The 15,642-nt window shown below is 59.2% G+C and carries 10 protein-coding genes and 1 tRNA gene; 7 read left to right on the forward strand and 4 right to left on the reverse strand.

Going from position 1 to position 15,642, the window contains the following annotated elements; translation table 11 throughout:
• The first annotated feature begins 57 nt into the window (after positions 1 to 57).
• Positions 58 to 489, forward strand: a complete 432-nt coding sequence (locus tag MWL89_RS06395; RefSeq protein WP_102378484.1) for a hypothetical protein — start codon at positions 58 to 60, stop codon at positions 487 to 489.
• 83 nt (positions 490 to 572) lie between these two features.
• Here MWL89_RS06395 and MWL89_RS06400 read toward each other — a convergent pair.
• The 4 genes from MWL89_RS06400 to MWL89_RS06415 form a co-directional block, all read right to left on the reverse strand.
• Positions 573 to 647: transfer RNA gene (locus MWL89_RS06400), tRNA-Glu, on the reverse strand.
• Between the two features lie 173 nt (positions 648 to 820).
• Positions 821 to 1,192, reverse strand: a complete 372-nt coding sequence (locus MWL89_RS06405) for a hypothetical protein (protein WP_102378483.1) — start codon at positions 1,190 to 1,192, stop codon at positions 821 to 823.
• Positions 1,193 to 1,341: 149 nt separating this feature from the next.
• On the reverse strand, positions 1,342 to 2,262 hold the full coding sequence (locus MWL89_RS06410; RefSeq protein WP_244412232.1) for an EamA family transporter: 921 nt from the start codon (positions 2,260 to 2,262) through the stop codon (positions 1,342 to 1,344).
• Between the two features lie 214 nt (positions 2,263 to 2,476).
• The gene (locus MWL89_RS06415; protein WP_244412234.1) at positions 2,477 to 3,466 is read right to left on the reverse strand and encodes a glycosyltransferase family 2 protein; all 990 of its coding nucleotides are present in this window, start codon (positions 3,464 to 3,466) and stop codon (positions 2,477 to 2,479) included.
• 218 nt (positions 3,467 to 3,684) lie between these two features.
• Here MWL89_RS06415 and MWL89_RS06420 point away from each other — a divergent pair, with 218 nt between their 5' ends.
• From MWL89_RS06420 to MWL89_RS06445, 6 genes are all read left to right on the forward strand, one after another.
• Complete coding sequence (locus tag MWL89_RS06420; protein ID WP_244412236.1) at positions 3,685 to 6,318, forward strand: hybrid sensor histidine kinase/response regulator; 2,634 nt, start codon at positions 3,685 to 3,687, stop codon at positions 6,316 to 6,318.
• Positions 6,315 to 6,722: a GtrA family protein gene (locus tag MWL89_RS06425; protein WP_102378480.1), complete on the forward strand. Its 408-nt coding sequence runs from the start codon at positions 6,315 to 6,317 to the stop codon at positions 6,720 to 6,722. The genes MWL89_RS06420 and MWL89_RS06425 overlap by 4 nt, the downstream gene beginning before the upstream one ends.
• A 132-nt stretch (positions 6,723 to 6,854) precedes the next feature.
• The gene (locus MWL89_RS06430) at positions 6,855 to 9,209 is read left to right on the forward strand and encodes a S8 family serine peptidase (protein WP_244412238.1); all 2,355 of its coding nucleotides are present in this window, start codon (positions 6,855 to 6,857) and stop codon (positions 9,207 to 9,209) included.
• 193 nt (positions 9,210 to 9,402) lie between these two features.
• Positions 9,403 to 11,490 (forward strand): DUF6541 family protein, encoded by a 2,088-nt coding sequence (locus tag MWL89_RS06435; RefSeq protein ID WP_102378478.1) that lies wholly within the window; start codon positions 9,403 to 9,405, stop codon positions 11,488 to 11,490.
• A 197-nt stretch (positions 11,491 to 11,687) separates the two neighbouring features.
• Positions 11,688 to 13,421 carry a cell wall-binding repeat-containing protein gene (locus MWL89_RS06440; protein WP_244412240.1) on the forward strand — a complete coding sequence of 578 codons (1,734 nt, stop codon included), beginning with the start codon at positions 11,688 to 11,690 and terminating at the stop codon, positions 13,419 to 13,421.
• Positions 13,422 to 13,449: 28 nt separating this feature from the next.
• Complete coding sequence (locus MWL89_RS06445; protein WP_244412242.1) at positions 13,450 to 15,612, forward strand: cell wall-binding repeat-containing protein; 2,163 nt, start codon at positions 13,450 to 13,452, stop codon at positions 15,610 to 15,612.
• Positions 15,613 to 15,642: the final 30 nt, after the last annotated feature.

The following is a 15,642-nucleotide window of genomic DNA, read 5'->3' on the forward strand; positions in this document are numbered from 1 at the left end:
GGGCGGATGCTGGCGGGCAGACGTCCGACCGCAGCACATTGCGCATTGGAAGGCGACATGTTTCAGAAACTCGGCCAAAAATTCCAGCAGTTCATGATCGGACGCAACGGTCCCGACGACCTCTCTCGTTTTGCGCTGTTCGCCGCATTCGTCTTCATGCTCGCAAGCGTGTTCGTGGGCGATGCCATCGTGAGCCAGGTACTGATCTTCATCGCTTTCGCCGGCATCGTGTACTGCTATTTTCGTGTCTTTTCTCGGAAAACGGGAAACCGTTCCAAGGAGAACCGCGCGTACGTGAGCGTTCGCACCAAGGTGACGGCACCGTTTCGCCGCACATACTCCCACTTCAAGGAGTGGAAGACTTACCACAAGACGCATCGCATCTACACGTGCAAGCAGTGCGGGCAGAGCCTGCGGGTTCCGAAGGGGAAGGGTACGCTCAAGGTGACGTGCCCCAAGTGCAAGAATTCCTTTACGACCAAGTCGTAGCGTTCGGGATAAGGGCGAATCGTCGATTCGGGGCTATAGGCAAATGAAAAGGCACGGATAAAATCCGCGCCTTCGATGTGTTATGGTGCCCCCAACGGGAATCGAACCCGTGTCTCAGCCTTGAAAGGGCCGCGTCCTGACCTCTAGACTATGGGGACCTGCATAGCCTGCAATCCTGTTTCCAAAAAAGCAGCTTGAACATTATTGCAAAGGCCTATCGGGAATGCAAGAGAAAAATCAGCGAATCGAAAAACGAATTGTTGCGCGCGCGGAGGCGCCTTGCAGCACGTCGAAAACCCTGCCTTGGCCCCGACGGGATTTCGACGGCGGATTACACCATGCGCCCGATAAGGAAGCCGATGACGGTGCAAAGCATCGCGAAAGCGCCCGATATGAGTACGAGCAGGTAGTCGCGGCGCTGCTGTCTGCGCACTTCGCGTTCCCTGCGCGCCTTCTCCGTGAAGAACGTATAGCCTGCCGACGTGATGGTTACAACGGGATTGTCCGACCCGTCGGGCGCTGTTCGGGGGATAACGGCGAGCGCGCCGAGCGAGACGAGTTCCGCTTGCAGTTGGTTGTCGGGGCGGAAAGGAAAGGCGCAGCGGCGGCCCTGGCCTTCGGCGGTTGCGCTTTTGGCGCGTTCGAATTCGATGAGCCTGATAAGCTCCATTTCCTGTTGAATGTTCAAATGGATCTGGGCCATGGACGTACGCGTACTCCTTTTTCCTGTTCCGTTTCACCCGCTGCGGGTGTGCGCTTTCGTAGTCGCTGCGTTCATTGTGCCACAGTGCGATGCGAAGTACCGTGCTAATTTACCGAGCCGTTAGCATGCGTTTCCTTGCGAGCACGCGGCTATCCGGCCGCACTGCGCTCGCGGGCGCTTTTCACGAGGTTCGGAAGCTGCGAAACGACGACGCCTGCAATGATGACAACGACGCCGACGCCCTGCAGCGCGCTGATGGGCTCCTGCAAGACGAACACCGATATGAGGATCGCTGCGGGCAGCTCCGACGAAGCCATAATCGTCGATATGCCGGCCGGAAGATGGGGTGTCCCTATGCCGAACAGAATAACCGGTGCGAACAGGCCGAAGAAGCCGAGGATGAGACCGTATTTCCAGATTCCCGCCTGAAGCGCGCCGGAAGCGAAGTAGTCGGGGCACGCGATGAGCGCGAGGATCGCGGCACCGCAGCATACGATGAGTCCGCGTTGAATGGACGGCATCTCGGTTTCGATTCTGCCCGAGAGATATACGAAGGCAGCGCAGCTGATCGCCGAAAGCAGGCCGCAGAGGATGCCGAGGGGATTGAGGTCGGGGTTCAGATTCGCTTCGAAGACGCCGCTTGCGAGGAACGTTCCGAGCAGGATGATGGCGACGGCGGCCAGCTCGGCGGGCCTCGGTGCACGTCGCGTTGTTACGATTTGGATGACCGTGCCGATCCAAGTGAACTGGAACAGGAGCGTTATCGCAACCGAAACGGGGAGCATGGTAAGCGAGAAGTTGTAGAGAAGGCAGGTCGTACAGGTGGTCATGCCGAGCCCGAGGAGCCGCAGAACCCGTCGGGGCCCAAGCGCGACGCCCTTGGCTCCCATGAGCGCACGAACGATGAACACGACGGCGAAAATGAACACGCCGAAGCACGCTTGGCTCGCGGCCGTTTGGGTCCAGGCGAATCCTTCGCGATAGGCGAATTTCACCGTGGTGGCCATAACGCCGTAGCTTGCTCCGGCTAAAAAGACGATGAGGGCGTATTTCAAGGGATTTGAGCGCATGACGGATATTCTACTGCAGGTTCGGGGTTTTTACGAAGAATTCTTGCGGAACAGAAAAAGGAAAAACGCCCAACAACCCATTTTCCCCGAAAAGGGGCAAGGAAGATAGATCTGTCTTTTGACCTGCGTATTTGATACTATCTCCAATAAGGTGGCGGCAAGCGATTCATAGGGAAACGGTCGTCGGGACACGTAAACCCCGCTTGCCGCCACCTTATTGCTTTTGATGCGCGTTAGCCTGGTGCGCGTTTCTCCGCATCTCCTCGTAGACTCTCGTCACCTCGAGCTCGTACTCCTTGCGGTTGCCCTTGACCACCGTGTCGAGGATGAGCCCGCACGAGAAGCTCAGGAGGCCCGCGAACACGAAGGCCACGGCCAAGAGCGCCGAGGGGAGCTTGGGCACGAGGCCGGTCTGCGCGAACTCGACGATGACGGGGACGCCGGCAGCGAGGCCGAGGGCACACAGCGCGAGCGCCACCCACGAGAACAGCGCGAGCGGGCGGTAGTCCTTGAACAGCGATGCGATGGTGAGAAGCACCTTCGTACCGTCTGAGAAGGTGTCGAGTTTGCTTTCGGACCCCTCGGGCCGGTCGCGGTAGGCGATGGGCACCTCGACGACGCGCCAGCGTTTGTCGACGGCGTGGATGGAGAGCTCGGTCTCGATCTCGAAGCCGGGGGAGAGCACCGGCATGGTCTTGGCGAACACGCGGTTGAACGCGCGGTAACCGGTCATCACGTCGGAGAACTCGAAGCCGTAGATCCACTTGATGAGCGTACGTACGAGGTCGTTGCCGAACCCGTGGAACGCGCGGTCGTTCTCCTCGCCGTACGTGCCGTTGGAGAGCCGGTCGCCGACGGTCATGTCGGCTCGGTCGTCGAAGAGCGGCGCAAGGAGCTCGCGCACGGCTTCGGCGGGGTAGGTGTCGTCCCCGTCGACCATGACGTAGTAATCTGCGTCAACGTCGCGCAGCATCTGACGCACGACGTTGCCCTTACCCTGTCGCGGCTCGGTCCTCACCACGGCCCCGTGCGCCCGCGCGACGTCGGCCGTGCCGTCGGCGGAGTTGTTGTCGTACACGTAGACGGTCGCCTCGGGCAGTTCTCGTCTGAAGTCGTCGACGACCTTGGCGATGGTTACTGCCTCGTTGTAGCACGGTATCAGGACGGCGACGGTCGCGCTGTCGCCGGCAGCGTGTTCTCTCACGGTGTCCGGTTCCTCTTCCTTCGCCTGGGCGGCGGATCGATCCGATGTTGGTTTCGTGAGCCCATTGTACACAAACCGTCGTCCATGCGTGTTCTCAGCGGGTGTTTTGCCATAGTTTCTACGGCGAAGCGCTATCTCCCATTAAAAGGTTACATGTTACAATAGCTCGACTTCCGGAGTCGCGCAGTCGGCTCCGACGGCGATCGGGGTGTATCGGTATGGAAGAAAACGACAAGCATAAAGACAAGCGGCGCCTTGCGGGCATCGTCGTCCTCATCGTCATGGCGCTCGCTCTTATCCTTGCGTTCACTTCGGCAACCTCCAACGACGAGGCTGAGGTCACGATCGAGAAGATCAACACCATGTACCTTGAAGAGTTGAGCTCTCAAACGATCGCATATCTTGATGCGGGCAAAGACAGCAAGATAGATCAGATGGATGCGATCGCCACCGCCCTTCGCTACATGGATGTCGATGAGGACGGGCTGAAGGACTACATTGCCGAGCAGAAGCGGGAGAGCGGCTTCGAAACCTTCTATTTGGTCGACGAACAGGGTCGTTGCTTTTCGGCCAACGGGTATCTCGAGGGGGACTACGATGCCTCTGCGGTGCTCGCATTGCTCGACAAGGGTCCTTCCATGATCTCGTCTTCCGAGGTTCCGTTCGACGTGTCCGACATCGTGTGCGTGGATTCGATCGATGCGGTGCCCTACGGCGATACGGAATTCATCGGAGCGATCGCATCGTTTGAAACGTCGGTACTCGGCAGCGAGCTTGTCATGAGCCGCCATGTTGGCAACTCTCACTCGAGCATCATCTCCCGCGATGGCACCTATATCCTCTATTCGCCGGCAAAGTACCAAGCGCCCGAAGACGACAACGTCTTCGATCTGTTCAGCGAACATGCGGTGTTGGGCGGGGGGCATACGCTTGACGATATCCGCGCCGCGCTCGACAGCGAAACCGTGTTTGTAACGCAGCTCGTGTTCGACGGCATGCACGAGTATTTGTATCTCGCGCCCATTCCCAACACCGATTGGTATTTGTACACAGCGGTTCCCTACAACGTTATCGACGAACAGGTGAGCGCGTTCGGCTCGACGCTCACGCGAAACATCGCGCTTGTGGCTTTCGCCGTTTTTGCGGTTCTCGCGCTTTCGGCGGTGTTTTCGTACTTCCTCATCCGCGAGAACGAAAAGCGTCTGCGCGAGGAGAAGGAGCGCGCCGAACGGGCGTCGCTTGCGGCCCAGCATGCGAACATGGCGAAAAGCGATTTCCTCTCCCGGATGTCGCATGAGATCCGAACGCCGTTGAACGGCATCATCGGCATGACCGACATCGCTGCGCACCACCTCGACGACGAGGCGAAGATGGAGGAATGCCTGCAGAAGATAACCATGTCGTCGAGCCATCTGCTGTCCCTCATCAACGATATCCTCGATATGTCGAAAATCGAAAGCGGCAAGCTCGAGATTAAGCGCGAGCGGTTTGATTTCCGAAGGCTCATCGAGTCGATCACTGCGGTGTTCCACGTTCAGGCAAGCGAGAAGGGCGTCGGTTACGAGACGATTCTCCTCGGCGAAGTCGACGAGGACATCGTCGCCGACTCGCTGCGCATCAACCAGATCGTGTACAACCTGCTCTCCAACGCGCTCAAGTTCACGCCAAAGGGCGGAACCGTGCAGCTTCGGCTCTCGAAAGCGGATAAGGGCGATGGCCGCAATTGGTTGCGTTTCGAGGTGGTCGATACCGGATGCGGGATCGCACCCGAAAACATCGACAAGGTGTTCAGGTCGTTCGAGCAGGAGAACGCCGACGTGTCCCGCAAGTACGGCGGCACGGGGCTCGGGCTCGCCATCACGAAGCGGCTTGCCGAAACCATGGGCGGAAGCATTCGCGTGACCAGCGAGCAGGGGGTCGGCTCTTCGTTTGCGGTCGAGCTTCCCTACGACTTGTCCGAAGCTCCCGATGAGATGATCGAGAGCTTCGGAGACGTACGCGTGCTTGTGGTCGATGACGAGCCGGCGACGTGCGAGCACGTCACCCTGATGCTCGCAAAGCTCGGTATCGATGCCGATTGGGCGACAAATGGAAGCAATGCCGTCGGCATGGCCGAGCGCGCTCAGGCCGATGGGACTCCGTACGGTCTGTGCTTCATCGACTGGAAGATGCCCGGTATCGACGGGGTGGAGACTGCACGCAGGATCCGTGCGATAGAAGGCAGGCGGAAAGCCTCGGTCGTGCTCATCACCGCCTACGATGTGGGTGCGGTCGAAAACGAGGCGAAACGCGTGGGCGCAACCGAGGTTATCGGCAAGCCGCTGTTCGAATCGTCGATCATTGCGGCGCTCGGGCATGTGCGCGACGATCGCGTCGCGGAGCGCTCTTTCGCCAACGGGCGAACCGGTTCGGCGCCCGCCGAAACCCGGGTGCATGATTTTGCCGGCAAGACGATTCTCGTAGTCGAGGACAACGAGCTCAACTTGGAAATCGCAGCCGAGCTCATGTCTATGACGGGAGCCGCGGTGGAAACGGCGACGAACGGGCGGGAGGCGGTCGATGCGTTCGCTTCGTCGGATCCGCACCATTTCGACCTCGTGCTCATGGACGTGCAGATGCCGGTGATGGACGGCTACGAGGCAACGAAGGCGATCAGGGCGATGGAGCGCTCGGATGCGAAAAGCGTGCCGATCTTCGCGATGACGGCGAACGCGTTCGCCGAGGACGTTCGCGAGAGTTTGGCGTGTGGAATGGATACCCATATCAGCAAACCCCTTGATATCCAGAACGTTTATGACAAAATGAATGAGTTTTTCACCGGAGAAGGAAGTTCGGAAAACTCAACGACATGAAACGATTAATCGCGCAGATCATGAAGTTCGGCGTTGTCGGAGTCATCGCGTTCGCCATCGACTACGGTCTGCTCATTTTCTTAACCGAAGTATTCGGCATCGATTACCTTGTCAGCGCTACCGTTTCGTTTACGGTATCGGTGGTGTTTAACTACCTGGCTTCCATGCGCTACGTATTCGCGCACAGGGAGGGCATGAGCCGTCGGCGCGAGTTCGCCATCTTCGTCGTCCTTTCGGTTATCGGGCTTCTTATCAACAACGCATGCCTATGGCTCGGCGTCGATATGCTCGGCGTCGATTACCGCATATCGAAGATCGTCGTAACCGCCATCGTGATGGTGTGGAACTTCGTGACGCGCAAGATATTTCTCGATGCGGGTACGCAATCCGAGCGCGAATCGTAGGCAGCCTCGTGCTTTTCGGCGATTTTTCGCCAAAGACAGGTAATGACGTAAATTGTATGTGGCACAATGGCGGTTGCGGTTTGCATTATCGGAGCGGACTGCTCGCTGTTCCCGCCCGCCGAAAAGAGGACCATGGCCCGTTTTCGCATACTTTTCTCGCTAATCGTTTCATGTGCGCTTGTGCTCGGTGCGACCCCTACGGCCGCATGGGCGGATCAGGATGCGTTCGAGCAGAACCCGATCGCACAATCCGTATCCGATCCGGAGGTCGGTGCCGAATCCGTTGACGAATCGACGATGGTTCCGTTTGCCGAGCTTTTGTCGGATGGTGATGTGCCCGAAGTGGATGAATCGGGAGGCGGGACCCTTTACGTCGAAGACGAAGTGATCGTAGCGGTTTCACCCGATGAATCCGCTGATGCTATCGAGGAGGCGCTTGCTTCGGCAGGCGTTGTGCCGACCGAGACGATAGAGACATCCTCTCTTCGCCAGCAGAAGCCCATTGCGGTCGAGATTGCGGATGGTGCATCGGTCGCCAGCAAGATCGATGAGCTTATGGAGTCCGATGGAATCGTATACGCGCAACCGAACTACCTGTACACCGCAGATTACATACCCAACGATCCGGTTCTGTCCGGCAGCCGAGCCGATTGGTGGCATCTTGACGACGTGGGAGCTTTCAAGGCGTGGGATCTCGCTAAGGTCGGAAGAACAGTTCGGGTTGCCACTATCGACAGCGGCGTGAGAACCGACCATCTCGATCTCAAGAACAACATCGATCTCGGCAACGCGTACAACACGGTGACCGATATGAAAGGCTGCGCTGCGGCGTGGGATGCGTACGGTCACGGCACCCATGTGGCTGGCCTCATAGCTGCCGATGCCGATAATGCGATCGGTACGGCGGGAGCGTCGTTTAACGCCGAGATCGTACCGATCAATGTTGTCCATGCGAGTGGATCGTATGCGGGCAAGAGCACTACGGCCGATTTCGTCGAGGCGCTCGACTATATCATGCGGCTCGGCGACGTTCGCGTCGTCAACATCTCCATGGGCACCTACGTGCACGATCCTGCGCTTGAAAGGAGCGTTGTTGCGGCTGCGGAGAAAAACATCGTGATCGTCGGCGCGGGCGGGAACAAAGGCGTAGCGGACGCCTCGTATCCCGCCGATTACGCCGACGTTTTGTCGGTTACCTGGTACAAGTCGACCGGCGATATCGATAGCCGTTCGGATCACGGGGCGGGGAAGGATATCGCTGCTCCGGGAACGAGCATCTGCAGTACGCTCAATACGGGTGTCGACGCATACGGGATGAAATCGGGGTCTTCGATGGCGGCGCCTATCGTATCGGGGGTTTGCGCCCTCGTTCTTTCGGCGAATCCGAACCTTACCGTAGACCAGCTCAGGCAGGTTCTCTACCGTACCGCAGTCGATGCCGGCGACCTTGGCAGAGACGATTATTTCGGCTGGGGCAAGGTCGATGCTTACGCAGCGGTTGTCGAGGCGCTGACGACGGCACCGCCTGAGCAATCCGACATAACATCGATGGAACTCTCCGGCGCCGATCGGGTTGCTACGAGCATCGCCGTCGCGAAGGCGGCTTACCCGAGCGGTCCATGCGGCATCGTTCTCGTGCGGGCGGACGATTTCCCCGATGCGCTGGCCGCGTCGACGCTGGCAGGTGCGAAGGGCTATCCTGTTGTTTCCTGCTGGCCGAAAAGCCTATCGCCTGCGGTGGCCGACTATCTTAAGAACACGCCTTCGATCACGGAGGTTATTCTCGTCGGCGGAACGAACTCGTTGTCTTCGTCGGTAGAGCGCTCGGTTGCTTCGCTCGTTTCCAGCTCCAGCCGTATCCAGGGGATCGACCGCTACGACACGGCGCGGCTTTTGCGGGAAGCTGCCGCCCGCGCCGGCGCTCAGAGCGATATTGCCGTCATCGCGCGTGGCGACGATTTCCCCGATGCCTTGTCGATGTCGTCTTTCACCGCTTCGACGGGTTCGCCGCTGTTTCTGATCTCGCCATCGGCTACTCCCGATTCGGCAACGCTCGCCGAATTGGCGCGCTATCGGCAGGTATTGATTCTGGGGGGATACGGCTCGGTCTCGAACAAAGTAGACGCTGCGCTGAGCGGGGCTTCGATCCCCTCGATGCGTTTAGCGGGGGGCATTGGGAACGGGCAGGAAGACAGCCGGTACGGAACATCGGCCGTTATTGCCGATTGGGTGGTTACCCGGTCGGGGAAAGGGTTTACCTACGAATCGGCCGTTTTTGCGACGGCGCTTGATTTTCCCGACGCCCTTGCGGGCGGACCCCTGTGCGCCAAGTTGCGTACGCCAGTGCTTCTGGTGGACGGCGGGGGATATGCGGCGGTTGGGCCCGCTGCCTTGTCAGGACAGGTTCGTTCGGTTTATTGGCTCGGATCCGAGAATACGCTTTCTGCTTCGGTGCGCGCGGCGGTGCTTTCCATCCTTCGCGCATGATATCGGCCCGCTTCGGCGCGTTTCGCTAGGAAAACGCGAACCCGATAGGTATACTTCGTAGCTGCGGTTCGTTTTCGGATTGTAGCGACGGTGGTGAAGCGGTGCGAGTTGGGCTCGGCTTTTTTCGGTCGAAACTCCCTTCTGGGATCATTGCGGGTAGCGCAGCGGGCTTTGCTGCGATGTGAGGGGTTGTATGTGGGATTTGTTTTTTCTCGCGGTTTTCGTGGGGTTTTTATTCATTTATATTCCTGGGTTCGCTGTGCTTCGCGCCTTTGGCATATCGCGCATCGCATGTTTGGCGTGCGCCCCGATCGTGACGATCGTCGCCTACAGCCTGCTTCCGATTCTTTACGAGAAGATCAACGTCTCCTGTTCGTGGGCTGCGCTGGTCGGTCCGACGCTTGCCGTTGGCTTGCTGCTGCATTTGGCTTTTCGATTGGCGGCGAGAAGATGCGCCGCCGATAGCGGGTCTGGATGCGGTCGCAAGAACGCCGGAGTGCAGGAGCCTCTTCGCGATTGGCTATGCTTCGGTCTTTATGCGCTCGTCGGAGTCGTCGTTACGAGTTGCGTCTTCATGGGGACGTTCGAGAACGCCGGTTCGTATGTCCAGGAGTTCGACAACGTCCACCATCTCAATTCGATACGGGCGTTTGTCGATTCCGGCATCTGGTCGTCTCTGTCGAGCACGCTGTATCCGGTCAACATCACGGATTTTCCGGCACCGTTTTCGAGCGGTGCGTTCTACCCGTCAGCTTGGCACTGCGTTGCAGCTCTCATGGTGAATGCGCTTGGGGTCCCCATCGCCGTTGGGGCGAATGCGGCGAACTTTCTGTTCGTTGCCGTAGTGTTTCCAACGGGGATGTTCCTTTTGCTCAGCAAGCTCTTCCCCGAAAACCGCGCCGCTGTGTTTTTCGGAGCATTCGTTGCGCTGGCGTTTGCGACGTTTCCATGGAAGCTCCTTGCTTGGGGGCCCCTCTACCCGAATCTGGCCGCTTTTTCTCTGCTGCCTGCAGCCCTCTCTCTCTTTATCTCTGCGAGCGATGCTGAACTCGATCGGCGGAAACGGTTTTTTGCCGGTGCTCTTTTCTTTGCGGCGCTTGTAGCGTTTGCCTTTACGCAGCCGAACGCCGCCTTTACGGCGGGTGCGGTTCTTTTGCCGCTGTGCATCCAACTCGTTGCGCGGTTTGCCGGTGCAACGTCGTTTCCGAAGGGCGTCTCCCGTGCCGTGCGGGTGGCGGTTGCGTGCGGGTTGTTCGTTGCGGCGGTTGCTGCAGCATGGGTCGTGCTATACCGGGCTCCGTTCATGGGCGGCGTTACGTCGTATTCGTGGCCGGCATTCGCCGATTTCTCCCAGGCAATTGCCAACGTCTTGTTCGTGGGATCGAAAGAGACCTTGCCGCAAACGGCTCTCGGGGTGGTTGTGCTGATCGGGTTCATCGGCGCTCTGGCGCGCAAGGAGTGCCGCTGGATAGCCTGCTCGTATGTGGTTTTGTGCGTTCTGTACGTTACGACAGCGTCGTTCGACGGACCTCTCAAGCAGCTTTTGACGGGGTTTTGGTACACCGACGCCCTTCGCTTGGCTGCCAACATGGCGATCGTTGCCGTCCCCCTTGCGGCTTTGGGTCTCTACGAGGTGTATGCGGCTTTGAGGCGGCTGCTCAAAGCGGCGTTCGGCCGGATGGAGCGCCATCGTCCGGCAGCGTATGTCGTTGCGTGCGTTGTGGCGATAGGCTTCGCGGCGGTGAACTTCTACCCGTTTTATCCCCCCGACGAAGACGGTTCGGCAACATCGGCCTTCGGCGCGGAGAAGAACTTCTTGCATATGGCCTATGGCCTGGGAGGCGTCAAGATGTACGGGCCGGAGGAGATGGAGTTCATCGAGGAAGTGAAAAGCATCGTGCCCGCAGATGCGGTCGTCCTCAACGAGCCGAACGATGGAACGACGTTCGCCTACGGCATCGACGATTTGAACGTCTACTATCGATACGTATCGAGCTACGGGGGGTCGGACGAGAGCGACGTGAGCAAAACCGTAAGGCGAAGCCTTGATGTGATAGCGTTCGATCCTTCGGTTGCGGAAGCGGTTGAAGCGATCGGAGCCGAGTATCTCGTGAAGCTCGATCTCGATGGCCGGACGGACGGTAACCATTTTCTTTTTTCGTATGAAGAGGAGGATTGGTTCGGTATAGATCGCGTCGACGACGATACGGCTGGCTTCGAGGTGGTCTTGAGCCGGGGGGACATGCGGTTGTACCGGATCGTGCTTCCCGAGGCATCGTAGCGGTTCTTAATGCGGTGTTTGCCGGGGTTTGCTTTGCGAACCAAATCGGTCTGTCCCGTTTTCGTTTCGCACATGCTGCGATATGGAAAAAATCAGAGGTAAACATGTACGCGTGCTTATCAAAGAAAAGGCTTGATCAGAGGCGTGTTATAATGCCGCAGTTATATAGTGCACCGAGAGAATTAAACGAGGCTAACATGAACCAGAAACGTAGAACGAGCTTCTCGGCGGCAGCGTTTTCCCTTGTTGTCGCCTTGTCCCTCGTCGTGGGGGCGATGCCGGCGTGGGCGACTGTCGAGGAGGACCAGTCGGATCTTTCCGAGGAGGAGATTGCAGCTGCAATTGCAAGCGGTGAAGTCAACACCGTCGACGAGCAGGCGGTCGAGTTGTTTTCCGAAGCGGAATACACCCCCTTGTCAAGCGATGCGATGAAGGCATTTTCGGGTTCCGACCGCTACGACACGGCGGCCAAGCAGGCCGTCTACGGCTGGTCGGCCAGCAAATCGGAGTACGTCATCGTTGCGGGGAGCAACGGATGGCCCGACGCGCTCGCCGCTTCGAGCCTCGCGGGCGCCCTCGAATGCCCGGTGCTCCTCACCCCGGCGGACTCCCTCGCCTCGTCGACCTCCGACGCGATCGCGCAGATCGGGGCTACCAAGGCGATCATCGTGGGCGGCGAGCCGACCGTGAGCGCCAACGTCAAGAAGCAGCTCGAAGGCAAGGGCCTCGCCGTGGAGCGCCTCGAGGGAACCACGCGTATCGGCACCCAGCTCGCGATCTACCAGTACGGCATCGACAACAACCTCTGGGACGGCAGCCGGTACGTGGCCGCCACATCCGGGTACTACTTCACCGATGCGCTCTCGTTCGCGCCGGTAGCCTACCAGCTTAAAATCCCGGTGTTCCTCACCGATGAGGCGGGCAACCTTTCCGCAGAACAGGAACGCGCGCTTTCCGATGCCGCAAAGAACTCGTCGAGCCTGTATGCCAACCAGACGATCCTGCTCGGTGGCACAAACCGTGTTTCGGTCGAGACCGACGGGTATCTCAAGGGCCTTTCATCGGGTGCGGGCGGCGCTGGCTCCACCAAGCGTTTGGCCGGCTCCGATCGCTATTCGACAAGCGCTGCTATTGCATCGTGGGCGGTGAACGATGCCAAATGCCTCAAATGGGACGATGCGGCTTTCGCTACGGGCACGTCGCCCAACGACGCACTCGGCGGCGGCGCGTTGCAGGGCAAAGATAAATCGGTGCTCCTGCTCGTTGCCGACATTCCGAACAATCCCGTGATCGCGGCAGTGGATAAGGGTCAGGTTTCGACGGTTAAGTTCTTCGGCGGCAAACCCTCTGTGCCGATGACGGTGCGCATGGACATTGCCGATAAATTCGGATTCTCGTACTCCGATATCGTCGGATTGAAGGTGTACATCGATGCGGGCCACGGGCCGAACTCCAGCAACGATGGCGCGCTTGACACCGGTGCCACGGGATCGGGCACCACCGAATGGGCTCTCACGAAGGAGCTCTCGCAGAAAGTCGGTGCAGAGTTGAGGGGCAAAGGCATAGACGTGTACGTCAACGATAAAGGCGGCTGGTACAAGCTCAGGCAGGCCGAAGCCAAGGCGCTCGGTTGCGACCTCGTTGTATCGATACACTTCAATGCAGGCGGCGGATCGGGAACCGAATCGTATATTCACACGTACAATGCGAGCTGGATGTCGGCAAGTTTGCAGTCGAAGGTGCACAAGCCGCTCGTGAGCGCCATGGGGCTTGCGGATCGCGGGCAGAAGAAGATGGAGCTTGCGGTATGCAGCGGCATGCCCGCTGTCCTGCTCGAAATATGCTTCATCGACAAGCAGAGCGATGTGAATACGTACAAGAACAGGATCGATCAGGTTGCCAAGGGCATAGCCGATGGCATTGCGAGCTAGTCCGACCGAACGAAGAAAGGTGAACGATATGGTTTTGACAGAAACGAGCCGACCGAAAAAGGTCCTCGCGTGCCTGCTTTCCCTTACGCTGGCGTTCGGCATGGTTCCGTACGCCTATGCAGATGATGGCGAGCCGGTTGACTCGCAAGGACTTCCAGCCAACGAGGCGACAGGCGAGAACGCCGGCGCCCCGACCGACGATTCGGCTCAGGATTCGGTGCAGGATGATAAGGCGGCATCATCCGACGATGCTCCAGAAGGGCTGTCCGAGGAAACCGAATCGAGTGAAATCGCAGACTCGAATTTCGAGCAGACGGGCGATTATGCGAGCGCCATTACAAGCGAGGAGATCGAGGAGGCGCTTGCCGCGCTCGACGGCGGATCGGTTTCTGCGCTCTCGCTGGATTCCTCCGATGGCGTAGAGGTGCTGGCGGCCGGCGATACTTCGGTTGCGCTGTTCTCGGGTTCCGACCGCTACGACACGGCGGCCAAGCAGGCCGTCTACGGCTGGTCGGCCAGCAAATCGGAGTACGTCATCGTTGCGGGGAGCAACGGATGGCCCGACGCGCTCGCCGCTTCGAGCCTCGCGGGCGCCCTCGAATGCCCGGTGCTCCTCACCCCGGCGGACTCCCTCGCCTCGTCGACCTCCGACGCGATCGCGCAGATCGGGGCTACCAAGGCGATCATCGTGGGCGGCGAGCCGACCGTGAGCGCCAACGTCAAGAAGCAGCTCGAAGGCAAGGGCCTCGCCGTGGAGCGCCTCGAGGGAGCCGATCGATTCGGCACCCAGCTCGCGATCTACCAGTACGGCATCGACAACAACCTCTGGGACGGCAGCCGGTACGTGGCCGCCACATCCGGGTACTACTTCACCGATGCGCTCTCGTTCGCGCCCGCTGCCTACAAGCAGAAGATTCCGATTTTCTTGACAACCGAAGCCGGCGGATTCACCGAGGCGCAGGAAAGGGCGCTCGGCAACGCTGCCAAAACGAAGTCGAACCTGTTTGCGAACGCACCCATCCTGCTCGGCGGCACGAACCGCGTCTCTACCGCCACCGCAGCGTATCTCAAGGGCGTTTCCGCTTCGGCGGTTGGGGGCGCCGCCTCGACAACCCGTCTTGAGGGTGCCGATCGCTACGATACGAGTTCGAAGATCGCAACGTGGGCGGTTTCCAACGCCGGGTGCACGTGGAACGGCGCGGCTTTCGCTACGGGCACGTCGCCCAACGATGCCCTCGGCGGCGGCGCGTTGCAGGGCAAGGATGGCTCGGTGCTTCTGCTGGTCGATTCGGCCTCGTACAACCCCTGCCTCAACGCGCTCTTGCCGAGCAAAGGGTCGGTGACCAGCCTTAAGTTCTTCGGCGGCACCCCCTCGGTATCGACGGAGGTGCGCAATCAGATCATATCGAGCCTTGATGACGTAAGCATCTCCTACACTGATTACGCGATCGGGCTCGATCGGCTTACGAGCCTCGAGTATAGTGCGACCAAACCCTATAACGGTTCGCTGACGACGTCGGAAGTGCGCAGCGCCCTCGATCCTGCGACGAGCATGTACGGCACGTCGTCGTTTTTGCAGTTCGCTGTTTTGTCCGACGGGTACTCCGGCATGTCGGCAGCGCAGCTCGATGCGTTCATCGCGTCTCGGGTCGGCTATTCTGAAAGAGCGTATGGCGTTACGAGCAAGCTGCGAAACACGGGCGCGTACTTCATCGCTGCAGCGAAAAAGTACAACATCAACGAGGTGTACTTGGTGTGCCATGCCGCACTCGAGAGCGGCTGGGGCTGCTCGAAGCTCGCCCAAGGAACGGTGAGCGGCTACAGCGGATATCTGAACTTCTACGGCATCGGCGCCTACGACATCGATCCGAACAACGGCGGTGCCGCGTTGGCGAAGAGCAAGGGGTGGACGACTCCCGAAAAGGCCATACTCGGGGCAGCCGAATGGATCAAGAACAACTACGTCAACCCGACGGTCTCGTCGGCGGGCGTATCGGGAGCGCAGAACACGCTGTACAAGATGAAGTGGGATGTGAAGCGCGCCGTTTCGTCTTCGCAGGTGTGGCACCAGTACGCAACCGATATCTACTGGCCGTCGAGCATCGCCCGCATCATGAGCGAGTTCTACAGCTACAGCAACGTCTCGCTCAAGGACAGCGGCTTGCGCTACGAGGTTCCTCGATACCAGTAAACCTCCGATACCTATCCGATATAAAGAAGA

This window comes from Raoultibacter timonensis (genome assembly GCF_022845715.1).
Lineage (GTDB): Bacteria > Actinomycetota > Coriobacteriia > Coriobacteriales > Eggerthellaceae > Raoultibacter > Raoultibacter timonensis.

What these genes read in the sequence shown, in the direction of transcription:
- MWL89_RS06395 (WP_102378484.1), top strand. Translation starts at nt 58, where the DNA reads ATGTTTCAGAAACTCGGCCAAAAATTCCAGCAGTTCATGATCGGACGC.
- MWL89_RS06405 (WP_102378483.1), bottom strand. Translation starts at nt 1,192, where the DNA reads ATGGCCCAGATCCATTTGAACATTCAACAGGAAATGGAGCTTATCAGG.
- MWL89_RS06410 (WP_244412232.1), bottom strand. Translation starts at nt 2,262, where the DNA reads ATGCGCTCAAATCCCTTGAAATACGCCCTCATCGTCTTTTTAGCCGGA.
- MWL89_RS06420 (WP_244412236.1), top strand. Translation starts at nt 3,685, where the DNA reads ATGGAAGAAAACGACAAGCATAAAGACAAGCGGCGCCTTGCGGGCATC.
- MWL89_RS06425 (WP_102378480.1), top strand. Translation starts at nt 6,315, where the DNA reads ATGAAACGATTAATCGCGCAGATCATGAAGTTCGGCGTTGTCGGAGTC.
- MWL89_RS06430 (WP_244412238.1), top strand. Translation starts at nt 6,855, where the DNA reads ATGGCCCGTTTTCGCATACTTTTCTCGCTAATCGTTTCATGTGCGCTT.
- MWL89_RS06435 (WP_102378478.1), top strand. Translation starts at nt 9,403, where the DNA reads ATGTGGGATTTGTTTTTTCTCGCGGTTTTCGTGGGGTTTTTATTCATT.
- MWL89_RS06440 (WP_244412240.1), top strand. Translation starts at nt 11,688, where the DNA reads ATGAACCAGAAACGTAGAACGAGCTTCTCGGCGGCAGCGTTTTCCCTT.
- MWL89_RS06445 (WP_244412242.1), top strand. Translation starts at nt 13,450, where the DNA reads ATGGTTTTGACAGAAACGAGCCGACCGAAAAAGGTCCTCGCGTGCCTG.